Origin of the sequence: Acetobacter fabarum (genome assembly GCF_040702925.2) — a bacterium.
Taxonomy (GTDB): domain Bacteria; phylum Pseudomonadota; class Alphaproteobacteria; order Acetobacterales; family Acetobacteraceae; genus Acetobacter; species Acetobacter fabarum_B.
The window spans coordinates 1-15,539 of sequence record NZ_JBFCXX020000027.1 but is presented as its reverse complement, the minus strand read 5'-3'; the positions used below and the strand labels follow the sequence as shown (position 1 = coordinate 15,539).

The window sequence follows — 15,539 nt, the reverse complement described above, 5'->3', positions numbered from 1 at the left end:
GTGCACCATAGTTTACGTGTTCAACTAATGCGATGGAGTATCTGAGTATGACGACCGAAGAAAAGCCGACGGAAAAACGATCCGCGCGTAAGCGGGCGGATGCGATACATGACTTCCGATGCAAAAATCTTGTTGTTGTTCTAGAGAACCCGGCAAATCCACGCAATCTGGGGACGGTTATCCGAAACGTGAATGCCTTTGGCGCGGAAAAGGTGTATGTGATCGATACTCGGCGTGTTCTTTCGGATGACTGGAATGAGTTGCGCAATGATCCGATGTTGTCGAAGCCATCGGTATCTGCGGTCAAATGGACGTTCGTAAAACGTTTCGACAGCACTGAAGATTGTTTGGCACATCTCGAACAAAATCATTTTGTTTCGATCGTCACATCACCCCATCGGAAGGGAAAAATAAACACATCTCTTGATGAAGGGGATTTTACCAAGCACGCCAAATTAGCAGTATGGTTTGGGAGTGAGACAAGGGGAATTAGCGACTTGGCCGTTGAGAGAAGTGAACGGTGTATTTCTATCCCCATGTTCGGTATGATTGAAAGTCTTAACCTAGGAACAAGCTCTGGCATTGTCTTATACGAAGTGACAAAACAGCGGCGCGCGTATCAAAGCCGCTTTAGGTTGCGGAATTGTCGAGGCGAGCGCGAGGCACCGCAGCCTACCGTTTTAACTCAAGATGCGTGACATGGCAGACGTCAGAGACTGAGGTCGCTGCAACTGAAGTTCGATAGAGCGTTTACGCCAGACCGCTCTGAAACCTGCGACATTGTAGTGAGCGATGTTAGCCCATATCAGGCTGATTGGCTGAAAAATGGAAAACTTGTTATAAAATGGATTGATAGGGCAAGAGGGTTCCATTTTACCGTACACGAATATCAATAGTCGCATGGGCGTTTTGCGCGTCCGCAAGAGTGATGTGGGCAAAGCCGGGTGCATCGGGCGTCCAGGACGGTTGCGCACCGGGCGGCACATCCAACGGAATGCCATTGATATACCAATGATAAGGCGGATGGCCGCCCGAGCCTTCCAACCCGACGGGAAGCATCGTGCCCCCGGAAGAGCGGCTTTCAATTTCGGAATGATTGCGCGGAAAGATGATCTGCGGTGCCTGCCGTTGTTGCAGGGTACGCAGAGCCGGTGACAGGACTGCAATAGCACGATGAAGTTGGGCACTGGCTGGCGGGGCTGATGTATGCGGAGGTGAAGAAAGCAGAGAGAGGAGAACTGCCAGCACAGGTCCTGCCGTATCCCGTCCTGTCAGCCCGGGAGAGGCGGTGCCGTCCGGGCGTCCGGCCCAGACACCGACTGTTGCCTGCGGGGTGGAGGCCATCGCCCATCCGTCACGATTGCCATAGGATGTGCCTGTCTTGAAGGCAACTCCCTCCCATGAAGCGACGCCAGCTGGTGGAGCGGTACCCCGCAGGATTGTGCGAATGTCGGCATTTGCTCTGCTGGACAGCAGGACTGTCTCGGATGCAGGGCCTGCCGATTTCAGACCTGCCAGTTCACGATGCAGGGGGGCGACGTGACCATCATGGTCGAGTGCTGCGTACAGCATTGTCAGGTCATGGAGTGAGATGCCTGTTCCCCCGAGAACGATCGCGAGGCTCGGTGTGCTTTGTGTGCCATCCGGGTTTTTGGGCAGTCGCAACCGCACACCGCAGGCGGAGAGGCGGTCCATGAACCGGGAGGGGCCAACCCGCTCCAGCGCCTGAATGGCAGGCACATTGAGTGAAAGCTGAAGGGCTTCACTCACAGTGGTTTCACCCCGGAAAGCATGGTCAAAATCCCTGGGGGCATAGCCGCCAATGGCAAGTCGGCTATCGCGCACACGTGTGTGGGGTGTCATCCAGCCTTTTTCGAACGCCATGCCATAGACAAACGGCTTGAGTGTGGAACCGGGGGAGCGGGGCGCCAGAACAGCATCTATCGCATTGCCCGGAGCCTTATGCTCGGCTCCTCCGACCCATGCAACGATCTGCCGTTCATGGTTGACAATCAGTGCAGCAAAGGTTCCACGCAGCGGAGCTGGGTGGCTGGCAAGCACCTGCCGTGTGTTGCGCTGGAGTCCTGCATCAAGCGTTGTCACCACTACGCCATTGCGTCCCGCGCTGAGAAAATGGCCGGTGAGTTCAGGGGCGTCATGCGGTACGCCGCGTGTGTCTGGTGTTGGCCATGCAACTGGCTGTAATGAAGTGGCGCGTTGCAGTGTGCGGTGTGCAGCGTTTAGCAAGGCGTCAGGGTGGCGGTCCGGGCGGAGTGCGGTGGGCCGCCGGGGTAAAGTCACAAGAAACGCGGCCTCGGTGGATGTCAGATGGTTGGGCCCATGCCCGAAATAGAGCAGGGATGCGGCACGGATGCCTTCGATATTCGTGCCTTCAGGAGCCAGCGTGAGGTAAAGGTTCAATACACCCCGGCGCCCGAAACGCCATTCCAGCTGAAGGGCGCGCAGGATATCGCGCAGCTTGCCGCCCCATGTATGACGGTGCGGGGTAAGGAGGCGGCTTGTCTGCATGGCCAGCGTGGAACCACCCGAGACAATATGACCACGTCGGGCCAGCTGCCAGATGGCGCGCGCAAGGGCTTGCGGATCAACTCCCGGATGGCTTTCAAATCGGTGGTCTTCCGTTACCATCAGAAGTTTTATGTAGGTCGGGTCAACATCCTGGCTTTCAACCGGCAGACGCCAGAAGCCATCGCGGCTTGTATGGCCGTCAAGCAGTGTATGGTCGCGGGCTTGAACGAGAAGGGCGGCTTGCTCGGCCCGATGCAGGTCTGGCGGATTAAAACGGTCGGCCACCAGCAGACCAGCCGGAATGAGGCTGGTGAGCAGCAGACCGAGTGTACAGTTTCTGACGAGGCGGCGGGAAGCCCTCAATGTGCGGTGATCTCGACAGTTCCTGATGCCGTACGAGCCATCAGGCTCGGAAGACTCCGGGCGCTGACCATCGCTTCAGGCAGAGTGAAGCGACCCGGCGTAATGGCGCGGACGATGTAGGCGACATGGAAACCCCGCGCTGCAAGGTCTGGAGACTGTGTCGTAAAGCGTACCGCAGCATTGAAGCGATCATCCAGCGCGGCAGCATGTTCGGTGTCGCTGAGTGTGCCCAGAAAAGCGTAAGGGGGCGCTGCGCGGTCGTTTTCAGTGTTGTCCCCGTCATGGTCGTCGTTGTCCCTGTCATGATCGTCAGATGCGGCATCCTCAGGAGACACAATGCTCTCGATTTCCCATCCGGCAGGAAGCAGGCTGGTAATGCCCACCAGATAATGACCAGGGTGGAGGGCCGTGCCTTTGAGGCTGACGATAAACCGGTCATTCTGTTGCATGTGTGTCAGGTCAAATGGCTGGCCTGTCAGGGTAAAGCCCTTCATGGCCAGTGTCAGACCGTTGGTGAGAGGTTTGACATTCCCGGCTGGCTCACCCTGCACGGTCAGGGTGCTGAACAGCATCTTCCTGCCGGTATTTTCGACCGAAAGACCTTTTCCGAGTGTGGCGGAATCAAACGGGTAGGTAAGCGGCAGGCGCAGCGGTGTGGCGTTAGAGCGCCCCTGCACACGCACGCTCCGCCCATCAGTATCCTTGTTCAGAGCGCTGGCAGCTTCGAGCAGTGCCGTTCTGGTCGCGGTTGTCAGCGTATCAGGCGACAGAGTCAGCTTGCCAAACCGCCCGATGAGCAGGTGGGTGCGCCGGTCGTCATGCGCTTCGGCGGTCAGGGCAGCAAGCCCGGCCAGATCGCGCACGTAGGTCCAGTATCTGTAATCCCACAGATCCGGCTTTCCGATGTGGGGCGGTCCGAGGGCCGAGATGGCTGCGTCCAGCAGTGCTTCTGGTGATGTCGCGCTGTTGTCCTCCGGTGCATCGTCCATTGCGAGTGCGACAGCGAGATGTCCAAGGGCCAGAGAATTGGCCTGTGCATTGGAGCCTGCCGTGTCAGCCCAGACATAGCTGACACGGGTACCATCCTGCCGCGCAACGAGCGAGGCCGCGAGAGTATGGATTGCATCAGGGTGGAGGCGACCAGCACGGGCCAGCACGTACGCTGCGTAAGCGCGTGTATTCAGCTGTTCTGCCTGCCTTTCACTGTCATGCTCTTCATCATCGACGCTCTGAGACTGGAGCTGCTCGCTCTCGATATGGTCGAGCAGCAGGCCGAGCCGGTCCTCCGGCACGGTGTAGCCAGCGGCTTTTGCCCGGATCAGGAAATCGGCAAGATAGTCCAGATCATCAGGGAGACTGAGGCCATCGGAGCGGTTCCACTGGCCAATCTCACCTGACGGGTTCTGGCGATCAAAAAGCGTATTGATGGCTGACTGGATGGATTGACCCGGAGTGTCGCTATGGTCGTGAGTCTCGGAGGAGGCCGGGTTGCCTTGTTGCAGCAGCGCACGGGCCTGAGCCGCCAGTGTATCAGAATCTCCCCAGACGCTGGATTGCAGGGATTCTTGCAACCCGACTGTATCAAGGCCGTCCGATGCGGAGATGTTGAGGGTTATCCGCGCGTCTGCCGGGTTGAAGCCCGCCAGTTCCGTGCGGTCCCATGTCTTGTGGCTACCGGGGGTGAGCGGTGCCGTCCGGCTGACGGTCAGCGGAACATGCGCCAGCCTGATGCCGATGGGCCAGCTGCGCGTCAGCAGCGCTTTTGATGAGCCGGATCGGCGCAATGTGAGATGGATATGCGCAATGGCGGTACGGTCCGGCAGGGTGGGTGGGGCTGCCAGCGCAACACGCAGGTCAGCGCGCTCACCGGGTTTGACAGGGGCGCTGAGTGTGCCGGAGCCGAGAACACGGAGCGGCCCATCCGTGGTGATCTGGACCTCGTAAGGTGCAGATGGCGCATCAACATTGATGATGGAGACCTGTGCCTGTGCCGTATCTCCTGGTGCGAGGAAGCGTGGCAATCCCAGGTCGGGGAAAACCGGGTCTCGTGTAGTGATGTCTGCCTGTGCGTTGCCAACGGCATCTTTGCTCCAGGCTGAGGCCATCAGGTGAAGCTGGCCGTCAAAATCCGGCACATCGAACGAGAGCGTGCCGTGCCCGGTGCTGTCGAGTGCGACCGGACCATCGAACAGTGCGACGCTTTCCGTTGTCCGCACGGGCGGGCCGTCCGCGCGGCTGCCGTTTGACGCTGCATCCCCCCCAGAACGGATCTGGCCATTTTTCGCATCACTGAGCAGAAGGGACCCGTAGTTGTCCAGCATGTCCAGTCCAAGACGGGGGCGACCGTAAAGGGCATCAAACAGGTTGAGCGGCGTGAAATGCGTGAGGTTGAGAATACCCTGATCGACCGCGGACACCGCGACCTGCACATGCCCCACCGGGAGACCCTGACTGGCCTGAACTGTCACGGGAATGGTGACGCGACGGCGCGGTGTGACCGTGCCGGGCACATCAAGCGTTACGTTCAGCCGATGTGTGTCCTGATTGACACCAATCCATGTGACACCAACCGCCCGCACGGGGTCATGCGGGCGCAGGCCGGAGGGGCTGTTGAGGGGGCGATAGAGTGTGACCAGTGCATAGGCGCCGGAATGCCAGTCCGGTGTGGCGGTGACGGGCACGTCCAGCCCTTCTTGCGGAACGTCCACAAAGCGTGTGTTCAGCACACGGTCTGTTGCAAGTGTTATCTGGGCCTGCCCGGCAAAACCACCACCAATGTGGATGACCGTGCTGCCGCCTGACATGATATGGGTATCGCGCACGCTGAGCGGCAGATGGTCCGGTGTGCTGGCATCACCGCTTCCACCCCATCCGACCTGAAAGCGGAGTGAACTGCCTGTTACGCCGCCACTTTCGCTCGGGACAGCACTCAGGCGATATTCGCCCCAGTCCAGCGTTGGGGTAATCCGCGCTGTGCCTTTGGCATCTGTTGCAAGATCGCCCGAGCGCATGGGTACGTCCACGGTGTGGCTGCTGAAGGTCCAGCCATTGTCGGGCGTGTGGGACCAGTTATAGATATGGTTGACGCGTGACAGGGTCCAGTGAATTTTGCCGATGGCAACCGGACTGTTGTCAGGCGCGAAAGCTGCAAGATCGATGGGGATAACAGCACTGCCCATGCTGGAGGAGGCATCTGTCGCGACATGGAGGCCGATCAGCGGTGCGGTGCGGCGTACGGGAATTGTAAGGTGTTCCCCTACGCGCCGCCCCATGGGGTCAAGAAAACCGGCACGTATATCAAGGGCGAGCGGCCGGGTAAGGTCCTGAGGAATATCCGGCGTGAAGGTCAGTTGCGTATGGCCTTCTTGATCGGTTGGAGCCGCAGTGATGTCGCCGCTGGCTGATGGTGTCTCCTCGTTCTCAAACCCGAAAGCCCAGCCTGTGTGGTCAGGGATTGGATCGGTTGCGGGAACAAGTTTGTAGGAACTGTCACTTTTAAGGTCCACACCGGGCGCGCCGTAAAGAAAACGTGCCGAGGCATCAATCACAACGGTCTGTCCGGCGATTGCGGAGGCCGGTGGCCTGAAACTGGCTTCGATACTGGGTGGTACGAAATCCTGAACGCTGAAACGGGCCGAACCGATGGCAGGCAGGGAAGGGTCGAGCAGAATATCGGCCCGCCACAGGCCCGTGGGTGCGCTGGCGCTCAGGGGCAGGGTGGTGGCGTAGCCGCCCTCTGCCGCACCTGTAAGCGGAATACGCCGTTCTTCCATCATATCGGGACGGTACAGAACAAGAACCGGGTGCGCGTCTGGAATAGCCTGTCCTGCCCGGTCACGCAGAAGAGTGAGGAGATGCACGCTCTCACCGGGACGATAGATCCCGCGGTCAGGCTGCACGAGTGCGAGACTGTTCCCCTGTAAGGGGCTGACTGCGCCTTCAAGATGCTGTTCTGAAAAATCGAACCATTGCCGGTCAAGATGCAGAAAGCCGAAATCCTCTCCCTTGCTGGCCAGCAGGACCGAGGAGCGGTCGGCCATGGTACCACGGAGCAGGGGAGCATCAAAATGCCCGAGGCCACTCGCATCCGTTGTGACTGTTGCCAGAGTGCTGCCATCACGGGCGCGCAGTGTCAGCGTGACATCAGGAGTAGGCTGTCCGCTCATCAGGGAACGGGCGCTGACTGTCAGTCCGTCATCACCCCGCAGCATGGTCAGGCCAAGGTCGCTCAGATTAACCCAGTGGGCAGAAATAGGCTTGCTTTGCAGAAGATCGGTGTTGATGTTCCCACGTTTAAGCGCGGTTTCCACGGGGCTTTTTTCGGGCGGCGTTGCGGCGTCTTCAACCGTCACCAGATAAAGTCCGTTCTGTCCTGCGCCAATTGTCTCTGCCAGCGGGAAGCCAGTTGTTACAGATCGGTCTGGAGCATGATCGATAACCATGGTGCCATGCCAGATTTCACGCATGGTCGTGTCCAGCAGGTTCTGGAACGTACCAGAGTCAAAACTGGTCTGGTTCAGATCAGGAAGTGTGCTGTCGATATGATCCGTGCCGAGAAATTGCTGATATGCGGCGACCCGAAAGACGTGGAGACGAACCGTGGAGACGTTAACAGTTTCAATAGCGAGGGCAGGCGTGTGCCCGGTCGTGCGTCCGGGCAGGATAAAGCCATCTCCTGTCAGCCCAACGCGCGCATCACGCCGCCCAAAACGGGCGCTGAGCGTGAGGGGGGCGGCGAGATACTCGCCATCGGCTGAAGTAAAATCCGGGTCGACCTTCATTGTGTAACTTTGCCCGAAGGCAAGCTTGCCAAGGCAGAATGTGTCATTCTCAACACGCGGCGTGAAGGCGCTTTCTGGTGAGAGATGGACCGAATGGGCCAGCGTTGTTGTTTCCCGTGCGTTCAGGGTCTGATTGAAATGCAGGCAGATTTCAGGGTGTTCGCCTGTTGCATCGAGAGAGGTGCGCTGGAACGCGAAAGGTGCGGACTCAGCGGAGGCCACCCGACTGCATGGCGCGAGGTACAGAGCCGGAAGGGCAACAAGGCTCAGGGAAGAAAGCAGAAGGCGTAGAGACAATGTCTTGAACCCTGAACAGTTTATGCTGGATTACGCGATGTAATATAGTCCCAGAATTGGTGGGGACCGGGTTTCACAAATTACGCGGTTACGAGGATTTGGTCCATAGCAGCGTAAAAATGTTACCCGGCCTCGGCTGGCGTGACGTTGAACGGCATTGGTTACCGGAAAATCGTTATTCACTTTTCGCATTGCTATGACAAAACATTCAGGAGCATGGGTAGGGCGAACCATCCCATTTGTTGGCTATGTCGGCATGACGCAGGACGTTACTGAAATCAGTTCGATGCTAGAACGCTTTAGTCAAGCCGGAGGACAAAATGGCATGGTAAAATTTTACGAAGAGGCGCTATCTGAAATCTTGTCATTTATTTCTGAACAAGTTCCGGGTCCGAAACCCCGTGAATTGACAGAAAATACGACACTGCGAGGCGATCTTCGTATGTGCAACGACGGCGCTAAAAATCTCATGCACCGTTACTTTGAGCGCTTTGATATCAGTGTTCAAAATTTTGATTTCGAAACATATTTCCCGGAAGAGGGTGACGGAATCATAGGCGCACTGCTATTTGGCTTTCTGAATAGAAAGCGTCCTCAGGCAGATCCTAACCCCTGACTATAGCCATGTTAGCGCACGCAGCCTCTGTTGGTGCTTGGGTCTAACACCATTACCTGAGCCTAGGGCAGCCGTCATCTTCTTCCGCCTGATCTGAAGTCGTGGCTTCCGGCTAACGATGTGGCGCATTTCATTGTCGCCGTTGTTGAGCGGGTTCCAATGACCGCGTTCAGCGTGCTGGCGCGCATGGGCAGCAACGATCGCTGAATACGATCTGGCGGACCTCTTGGCAGAGAACACCAGTGATCCCGCTACTGGACCTTTGGTATAGTTTGTGAGTTGTCGACGCGGGAGGCATTCATTTTGCAAACACGAACGATACGAAGGATTATGGTTCATCTCTCAAAGCATCGGGATTTCGTGAAGTTTTGTCCGCAGGGCCATTTCGGGCAGGAAATGTTGCAATTATACAATCTATCGCTGAACACTCATATGGACATATGTATGTTCGATGATAGTATCTGGATATCAGATTTTAAACAGAAAAACTTATATCCTGGACCAGTATATCGCAATGAGAAACCAATATATAAAATTTACCGGCATCCGTAACGGATATAAAATATTACCCTTCAGTATTTTTATCCTTTTTCCACTCTGGGCAAATGCCCAGAGTACAACACCAGCACAGGAAGTTCTGGAATTTTATCAAAAATACATGACTGCATGTGCTCAGCCGTTTATGGAAAAACCAAACCTTGAATTGGATGGTTTGTTCTGTAACATGGATATAAAAAATTATGTTACAAGCCAGATATATAAAAAAATAATTCATGCTTATAAAGCTGGAGTTTACGGTGATTTGGCTGGGGATAGTGATTATTTCACACATACGCAGGATTTTAGTGTGGAATGGATTTCCGGGATGAAGGCCACAGAGATAGAGAAAAGCCGAAATAACTCTGTTGTTCGGCTTTTCATGAGCGTTCCGCAAGAGGCTGGTGAATCGCAAGCCGTATGTGTCAGATTACGACGTGAGGGGAATGACTGGAAGATTTACCAGGTAGACCCATCTCTTGATACTGACCTGCCTGATTGTAAGAGTAAATGAGTAATTGATTAAGGGCGTGGGTCATTTTTAAAAAATGTCATCATAATTCCTGTCCAGAAAATGCTCACTCATGGGGAACGGTGGGTTTACACCCGCCCAGAAACTAACAAAAGCTGCCAGAATTCTCAGTCAGAGCCCCACTAAAAAGAGGAGGGATTACCGAGTCTTTTATCGTATTCGACGCTTCTACATACCGAGAAACACTCAGCGTTTCGTTATCAACCGCATCGTTCAGAGACTGAACGAGAGAATTGACGTCGGTTCCTGCTGGAAGTTTGCTAGACAAGTCAAAGCTTCGATCATCCAGTAAAACGACGGCAGAATATTAATGCGACAGATTCGAAATGAATGACGAAATACTTTCCTTTTCTGGATCGCCCCCTGACGTAAGTTGCCGGAATTGGCTTCGTCATAAGAAGATAATGCCTGTTCAATAAAATTGTTGCTCTCAAGTTGCTTCGCCACGTAATCTCTGGCGTAACTTGGCACATCGCTTCTATCTTGTATTGCCTCTTTAAAAAAAGTGTACGTTCCAATAATTTCATCCGCCCCATAAGAATCTTTGATGGCTGTCAACGTGCTTTCTACCTCTGCAACCATGCTCTCTTTTTGCAAATCGGATAGCCCCGATATATTGCCGGTGTATCCGAGTGATTTTACAAGATTCTGAAAAAATCGTTGTCAATAACAAGGTACTTCATTTTGATTCTCTTTTGGTGATTGAGAAATAAAACCCTAGTTTTTGCAACACCTTGAGAATTAGACGTGAATGGTTATCAGAAGGTTAATAAAAAGAAAATATTTTCAGCCTGAAAAAATTACGTTCCTTTTTCTGGTGTATCTTTCCCTTCATGTTCGCATGCAGGAATCAAGTGAAAATCTAAGCTCTCTCAATAGAACGATATACAGTTGCCCTACTAACCTTATAACGCCTGGCAATATCGGACACCTTCTCTCCATATATAATAGAATTTCGGATCTCTTTACAGGCTTGAGGAGACAATGCCCGTTTACGACCGACCTGAATTCCACGGTTTCTAGCTGCCTGTAAACCTGACTTTACACGTTCCACTATCGTTTCACGTTCCAATTCCGCCACTGCACCCAGAATGGTCATCAAAAAACCACCCAAGGCACCACCAGTATCTATGCCATCACTTATAGAGCGGATTGTCACACTTTTTGATTTAAGAATTTCTGCCAATTCCAAAAGATTTCGTACCGATCTCCCTAGTCTATCAAGCTTCCAGACTATAATTACATCTCCAGATTGAACTTTTTCAAGCATTGCATTCAAACCTGGACGATTTTTTTCTTTTCCAGATACCCTATCTTCAAAAATATTTGATAAATTTACTCCAGAATTTACCAATGCTTCAATTTGAGACGATGTTGTCTGAACAAAAACCCCTTCCTCATCCTTTCTCGAAGTGGAAACACGCGCATATCCATAAAGCATCTCGTGACAACCTTTTACGACAATACACAAACGATTTTCTGCCGTTGGCCGAAGTGTTTCGAAACCTAGAGGTTAGGTTCGAAAATGTCACTCTCGATCAACAACAACTCATCGTCTCTGGTCGCTCTTGAAGCACTGAATGCTACGCAGACGGAATTGAGCAAAACAGAAAACACGGTTTCCACCGGTAAAAAAGTTGATAACGCTGCCGATAGCCCGGCCATTTACTCTATTGCTGCACAGATGAACGGCAATTTACAGGGAATGACGGCCGTATCTGATTCTCTCTCTCTTGGTGCTCAGGTTGTTGCTACCGCCAATACTGCCGGTAATAAAATTTTATCTTCTCTGCAAACTTTGCAGAATACAGTCACCACAGCTGGCCAGACCGGAACTGACGCCAGCGCCATGGCTACCCAGATTTTGAGCACACTTGATAGCATTAACTCGTATGCGCGCAACGCTACGTTCTCTGGTGTCAACCTGCTGACCAGCGGGAGCGACGCTGTGAATGCTTACAATGGCACGACCTTGCAGACTCTTGCGAATGTGCAAGGGCAGACACAGACTTTCAAAACAATGTCTGGCTCCAACACAACTCTGGTGGATGCTCTGGGCCTTACAAGCAAATCCGCTTCCGGGAGTAGCGCGGCAGATTCCACACAGAATATTTTTTCATCTCTTAATGAAAACAATGTTGCCGAACTGAAGACTGGTCATCTGACGTCTAATGAGATTTTGTTAGGTAACGGTACCACCGCAGGTTCAACTGTTACGATTGGTGGAAAAACTTTTGAATTTGTACAAAGTGGTGCAAGTGTTTCCACTGCAACAAATATCGCAGTTAGCCTCGATAGCGGTTTTTCGACCAAAAATGCTCTATCAGCTTTGGTCAGTTCCATGAATGGCGCTGGCGTCAACTCTTCTCTCAACAGCGACAATTCCATTGCCGTCTATACAGGAGGAACTAACCCAGCAACCGATGTTACTGGCACCCTTGTCGGTAAATCTACATCTCAGACATTTACTCTTTCAGGCACAACGTTTGCTGTCGGCGATGGGAGTGACGCCCCTGAAAAAGGCGGTGATATTTTCACAATCGGAGGCAAGACCTATGAACTTGTAAGTGATGCTACAAATTTGAGTGCCGACGGCAAGACCAATGGGGGAAGCGGTAGCAACATTGGAATTGTCGTTGCTACGAATGCAAGTGCCACCGATGTTGCTAAAGCCCTCGCAGATGCGCGTATTACAGGTCTAACAGCCAGTGGTTCTACATTAACCTACACAGTTCCCGGTTCTGCCGCTGGCACGATCAGTGTTGTAGGGGGCACTGAAACAGGCGTCACGTCTGATGCCGACGTAGCACCTTCCGGAACTCCCTTAATGACTACACCAATTACAGCCACGAACGGCTCCGCTGCCGACCAGATAGCTGTTGGGATTAAAGGGGGGGTAACAACCGCCGTTTCTGCCATTCAGTCTGCCATCACCAACATGAGTTCCGTCATGCAGAACCTTGGCAACTACAGCAACACGCTGTCTGGCCTGAGCACCTATACGTCCTCCCTCACAGATGCTGTGACAAACGGTGTGAGTGCACTGACTGATGCCGACATGGCCGCCGAAAGCGCAAAACTGACCTCCCTGCAAACCAAACAGTCTTTGGCCATCAAATCACTGACAATTGCGAATGGTCAGTCTCAGAACATTCTGTCTCTCTTCCAGTAATCTAAAGGGTTATGGGCCTTGCATCAGCAAGGTCCATAATTTTTTGCAAAGCGTTGAATATGTCTCTTAATTTAAACACTCTCCGCCGTGGTGATATCGTACTGGCCAATCTAAAGGGGGCTCTTGGAACAGAGCGGGATGGAAAAGATATTGTCTGCCTCATAGTACAGAATGATGTGGGAAACAAATTCTCCCCCATGACAATTATTGTCCCATTGACCGATCATAACCAAAATAAAAACCTACCAATACAAGTACCAGTCACATCAAAAGAGCGAGGGAACAATGGTCATGACTCAGTAATTGAGTGTGGACAAATTAGAACTATCGACAAAAACCGTATATCTGTCGTGATCTCCAGATTACCGGAACACGTTATGGAAAAAGTAGATCAGGCAATTAAAATAAGCCTCGCCCTTAGTTAATTTGACCCTGTGTCACCAGTTCAGACGGACAATGCCTGCAACTCACTGAATGTTAGCATCGTATCCATCCATTTCCCCAAAAAATGGGGAACACCCTGCATAGCTCACCAGACAGTACACTCCTTATGTGCCACATCCAGGACTGAACGGATGACAGAGAGTAGGAAACCCATCGCATTTTAAACAAGATCGATGAAGTACCAGAAAACCTCAAGCCCGCACACCAAACATCTTCCCGATGCCAGCAGTGACAATCATAGCTACAATGCCCCAGAACAGGATCCGCATTGCCGGACGCCAAGGGGAAGCACCACCAGCGCGTGCCCCGACAATCCCGAGCACAGCAAGGCTTATCAGGGATACGGCTGATACAGTCCACGAGACTATGTTTGCTGGAGACATCAACGCAGCCAGCACAGGCAGTATGGCGCCGGATGAGAACGCACCTGCGGATGCAAAAGCAGCCTGCACCGGGCGTGCGGCTGTTGCTTCGAAAATGCCAAGTTCATCCCGCGCGTGAGATCCCAGTGCATCGTGCTTCATTAACTGGAGGGCGACCTCGTGCGCCAGAGCATCATCCAACCCGCGCTGACGGTATATGCTGGCCAGTTCATTGACTTCGGCATCCCAACTGTTACTAAGCTCTTTTTTCTCACGGTTCAGGTCTGCTTTTTCTGAATCTGCCTGTGAACTGACGGATACATATTCTCCAGCCGCCATAGACATGGCTCCAGCCACAAGGCTGGAAATTCCAGCCAGCAGAATGCTGGCCTGTGTTGCATGAGCGCTGGCAACGCCAATAATCAGGCTGGATGTTGACAGGATCCCGTCATTGGCCCCCAGAACAGTGGCACGTAACCACCCCAGTCGGGATGTTACGTGGTTTTCCTTGATGTATGCCGGTATATTACTTTCTGTATGCATCGGAATGATCCTCTATCACAAGCATTCTTTAAAAAACATTATCTATGAGAGTAAAGTCATGAAAATATGTGGCCAGCACATAACCTGTCGTCAGCAAGATAATCAGTCAATCATTCCATTGATATAACCCGTATAGTCAGTTCATGGTTGATGCGAAAAATTTACCAAAAGGTGGCATGATCTGACCGGACAGGAAACCCATGAGTTGCCCATTACCCCACCGCCACAAATAACCGAGCTGGATTTCCAGCATGACCAGTCCATACAGGCTATATGCCACACTCCCAGCCAGCATGGAATCAAACCAGCGATCAGCGGCACGAATACGCTGCCCCCCCAGACGCCACAACAGCCGAACGAGGAACAGAACGCTCAGGACCATTCCTGCTGTCAAATGCATGACCACGATTTGATGGTGCAGCGGATTCTGAAACAGTCTCCATACAGTCGCAGTTGCAAACTGCACTACGATAATGACTGCACTCCTCCGTTGAAAAAAATTGTCAGTTTATCCTGCCGCGTTGCGAAAATACTGGATTTGTCTTTCATCCCGCTAATCGTATCATGCAAACATGACACGAACCTGAACAAAGTGCCGTCAACATGGTTAAGAGCCCGGAAACTAAGAGTAGAACTGCGCGAGTCAGAAAAATACTGACATTTTGAATCAGCAAATACACATTTACCAGTTATCCTTCCATGGTACGACAGGGCAACGAAACAGTTGGTTAATCTCTTTCATTTTCCTCATTTGCATGGACGAAATGAATAGTAATGTTCTTCTGTTGTGCAATCTGCTCACCGGCGATAATTACCATCATGATGCCGGCTATCACCGTGGCTGCCTGACCAATATGGTGGAACAGGCGGTCATGCAGGTAAGGCAGAAGGTACTTCATGCCCATGGAAGACAGGATTGCGGCCATTGCCACGGCAAACCCTGCAACAATTGCATGGGCACTGAACAGGCCAAACGCAGCGTAAAGAATGATTTTGAGCAGATGTAGCAAGATTTCGTTGGCTGCACGGGTTGCAATAATTTCTTCCTTCCGCAGACCCAGCCGGTGATAGCACCCGTTAAAAACCAGACCAACGGCTCCCGTAAAACCGGATATGAAACCAGCCACGGCCCCCAGCATATACAGTTTTGCAACGGGAACTGTTGCAATAGCGCGGCTACGAGTGGGTTTACGAAAAAGAAGCGGTAGGTTCCCCATAAGGAACAGGCCCAGAAGGAGGGAAAGATAAGCCGGGTTCATACAGCTCAGAGCCCAGACGCCAAGACCTGGAGGGTTCGAAGAACCATGAATTACAGACGTCTTTGCCCGATTTTAGGGGCAGTAGGCTGGCATTGAAGGTTCTG

The 15,539-nt window shown here is 52.8% G+C and carries 12 protein-coding genes; 5 read left to right on the top strand and 7 right to left on the bottom strand.

All coding sequences use genetic code 11. The features are described from left to right. The first annotated feature begins 47 nt into the window (after positions 1–47). Positions 48–698, top strand: a complete 651-nt coding sequence (locus AB2L51_RS13655; protein WP_395582788.1) for a TrmH family RNA methyltransferase — start codon at positions 48–50, stop codon at positions 696–698. A gap of 175 nt (positions 699–873) precedes the next feature. Here the strand turns inward: AB2L51_RS13655 and AB2L51_RS13650 are convergent, their stop codons facing one another. Together AB2L51_RS13650 and AB2L51_RS13645 are read right to left on the bottom strand one after the other, a co-directional pair. Then, positions 874–2,892 carry a transglycosylase domain-containing protein gene (locus AB2L51_RS13650; protein ID WP_395582789.1) on the bottom strand — a complete coding sequence of 673 codons (2,019 nt, stop codon included), beginning with the start codon at positions 2,890–2,892 and terminating at the stop codon, positions 874–876. Beyond that, complete coding sequence (locus AB2L51_RS13645) at positions 2,889–7,970, bottom strand: alpha-2-macroglobulin family protein (protein ID WP_395582790.1); 5,082 nt, start codon at positions 7,968–7,970, stop codon at positions 2,889–2,891. Before AB2L51_RS13645 ends, AB2L51_RS13650 begins: the two co-directional genes overlap by 4 nt. Positions 7,971–8,127: 157 nt before the next feature. Here AB2L51_RS13645 and AB2L51_RS13640 point away from each other — a divergent pair, with 157 nt between their 5' ends. Both AB2L51_RS13640 and AB2L51_RS13635 read left to right on the top strand, forming a co-directional pair. Continuing rightward, a complete protein-coding gene (locus AB2L51_RS13640; RefSeq protein ID WP_475557845.1) occupies positions 8,128–8,586 on the top strand; it encodes a DUF1493 family protein in 459 nt (152 codons plus the stop codon). 451 nt (positions 8,587–9,037) lie between these two features. Continuing rightward, entirely contained in the window at positions 9,038–9,637 is a 600-nt protein-coding gene (locus AB2L51_RS13635; RefSeq protein WP_395582792.1) for a DUF3828 domain-containing protein, read from the top strand. 231 nt (positions 9,638–9,868) lie between these two features. Here AB2L51_RS13635 and AB2L51_RS13630 read toward each other — a convergent pair whose 3' ends face one another. Together AB2L51_RS13630 and AB2L51_RS13625 are read right to left on the bottom strand one after the other, a co-directional pair. After that, a complete protein-coding gene (locus tag AB2L51_RS13630; protein ID WP_400922375.1) occupies positions 9,869–10,237 on the bottom strand; it encodes a hypothetical protein in 369 nt (122 codons plus the stop codon). 280 nt (positions 10,238–10,517) lie between these two features. Continuing rightward, complete coding sequence (locus AB2L51_RS13625; RefSeq protein WP_395582794.1) at positions 10,518–11,096, bottom strand: recombinase family protein; 579 nt, start codon at positions 11,094–11,096, stop codon at positions 10,518–10,520. A gap of 84 nt (positions 11,097–11,180) precedes the next feature. Here AB2L51_RS13625 and AB2L51_RS13620 point away from each other — a divergent pair, with 84 nt between their 5' ends. Together AB2L51_RS13620 and AB2L51_RS13615 are read left to right on the top strand one after the other, a co-directional pair. Further along, complete coding sequence (locus AB2L51_RS13620; protein WP_395582795.1) at positions 11,181–12,827, top strand: flagellin; 1,647 nt, start codon at positions 11,181–11,183, stop codon at positions 12,825–12,827. A 59-nt stretch (positions 12,828–12,886) separates the two neighbouring features. After that, positions 12,887–13,252 (top strand): type II toxin-antitoxin system PemK/MazF family toxin, encoded by a 366-nt coding sequence (locus AB2L51_RS13615; protein ID WP_395582796.1) that lies wholly within the window; start codon positions 12,887–12,889, stop codon positions 13,250–13,252. A gap of 210 nt (positions 13,253–13,462) precedes the next feature. On the opposite strand, the gene AB2L51_RS13610 is transcribed toward AB2L51_RS13615, so the two are convergent. From AB2L51_RS13610 to AB2L51_RS13600, 3 genes are all read right to left on the bottom strand, one after another. Further along, a complete protein-coding gene (locus tag AB2L51_RS13610) occupies positions 13,463–14,176 on the bottom strand; it encodes a VIT1/CCC1 transporter family protein (RefSeq protein WP_395582797.1) in 714 nt (237 codons plus the stop codon). Positions 14,177–14,312: 136 nt separating this feature from the next. Further along, positions 14,313–14,576 (bottom strand): hypothetical protein, encoded by a 264-nt coding sequence (locus tag AB2L51_RS13605; RefSeq protein WP_395582798.1) that lies wholly within the window; start codon positions 14,574–14,576, stop codon positions 14,313–14,315. A 328-nt stretch (positions 14,577–14,904) separates the two neighbouring features. Further along, positions 14,905–15,486 carry a TSUP family transporter gene (locus tag AB2L51_RS13600; protein WP_395582799.1) on the bottom strand — a complete coding sequence of 194 codons (582 nt, stop codon included), beginning with the start codon at positions 15,484–15,486 and terminating at the stop codon, positions 14,905–14,907. Positions 15,487–15,539 lie beyond the last annotated feature (53 nt).

Bases quoted from the DNA above. Each gene is read 5' to 3' on its own strand.
- AB2L51_RS13655 (WP_395582788.1), top strand. From the start codon at position 48: ATGACGACCGAAGAAAAGCCGACGGAAAAACGATCCGCGCGTAAGCGG.
- AB2L51_RS13635 (WP_395582792.1), top strand. From the start codon at position 9,038: ATGATAGTATCTGGATATCAGATTTTAAACAGAAAAACTTATATCCTG.
- AB2L51_RS13630 (WP_400922375.1), bottom strand. From the start codon at position 10,237: ATGGTTGCAGAGGTAGAAAGCACGTTGACAGCCATCAAAGATTCTTAT.
- AB2L51_RS13625 (WP_395582794.1), bottom strand. From the start codon at position 11,096: ATGCTTTATGGATATGCGCGTGTTTCCACTTCGAGAAAGGATGAGGAA.
- AB2L51_RS13620 (WP_395582795.1), top strand. From the start codon at position 11,181: ATGTCACTCTCGATCAACAACAACTCATCGTCTCTGGTCGCTCTTGAA.
- AB2L51_RS13615 (WP_395582796.1), top strand. From the start codon at position 12,887: ATGTCTCTTAATTTAAACACTCTCCGCCGTGGTGATATCGTACTGGCC.
- AB2L51_RS13610 (WP_395582797.1), bottom strand. From the start codon at position 14,176: ATGCATACAGAAAGTAATATACCGGCATACATCAAGGAAAACCACGTA.
- AB2L51_RS13605 (WP_395582798.1), bottom strand. From the start codon at position 14,576: ATGCATTTGACAGCAGGAATGGTCCTGAGCGTTCTGTTCCTCGTTCGG.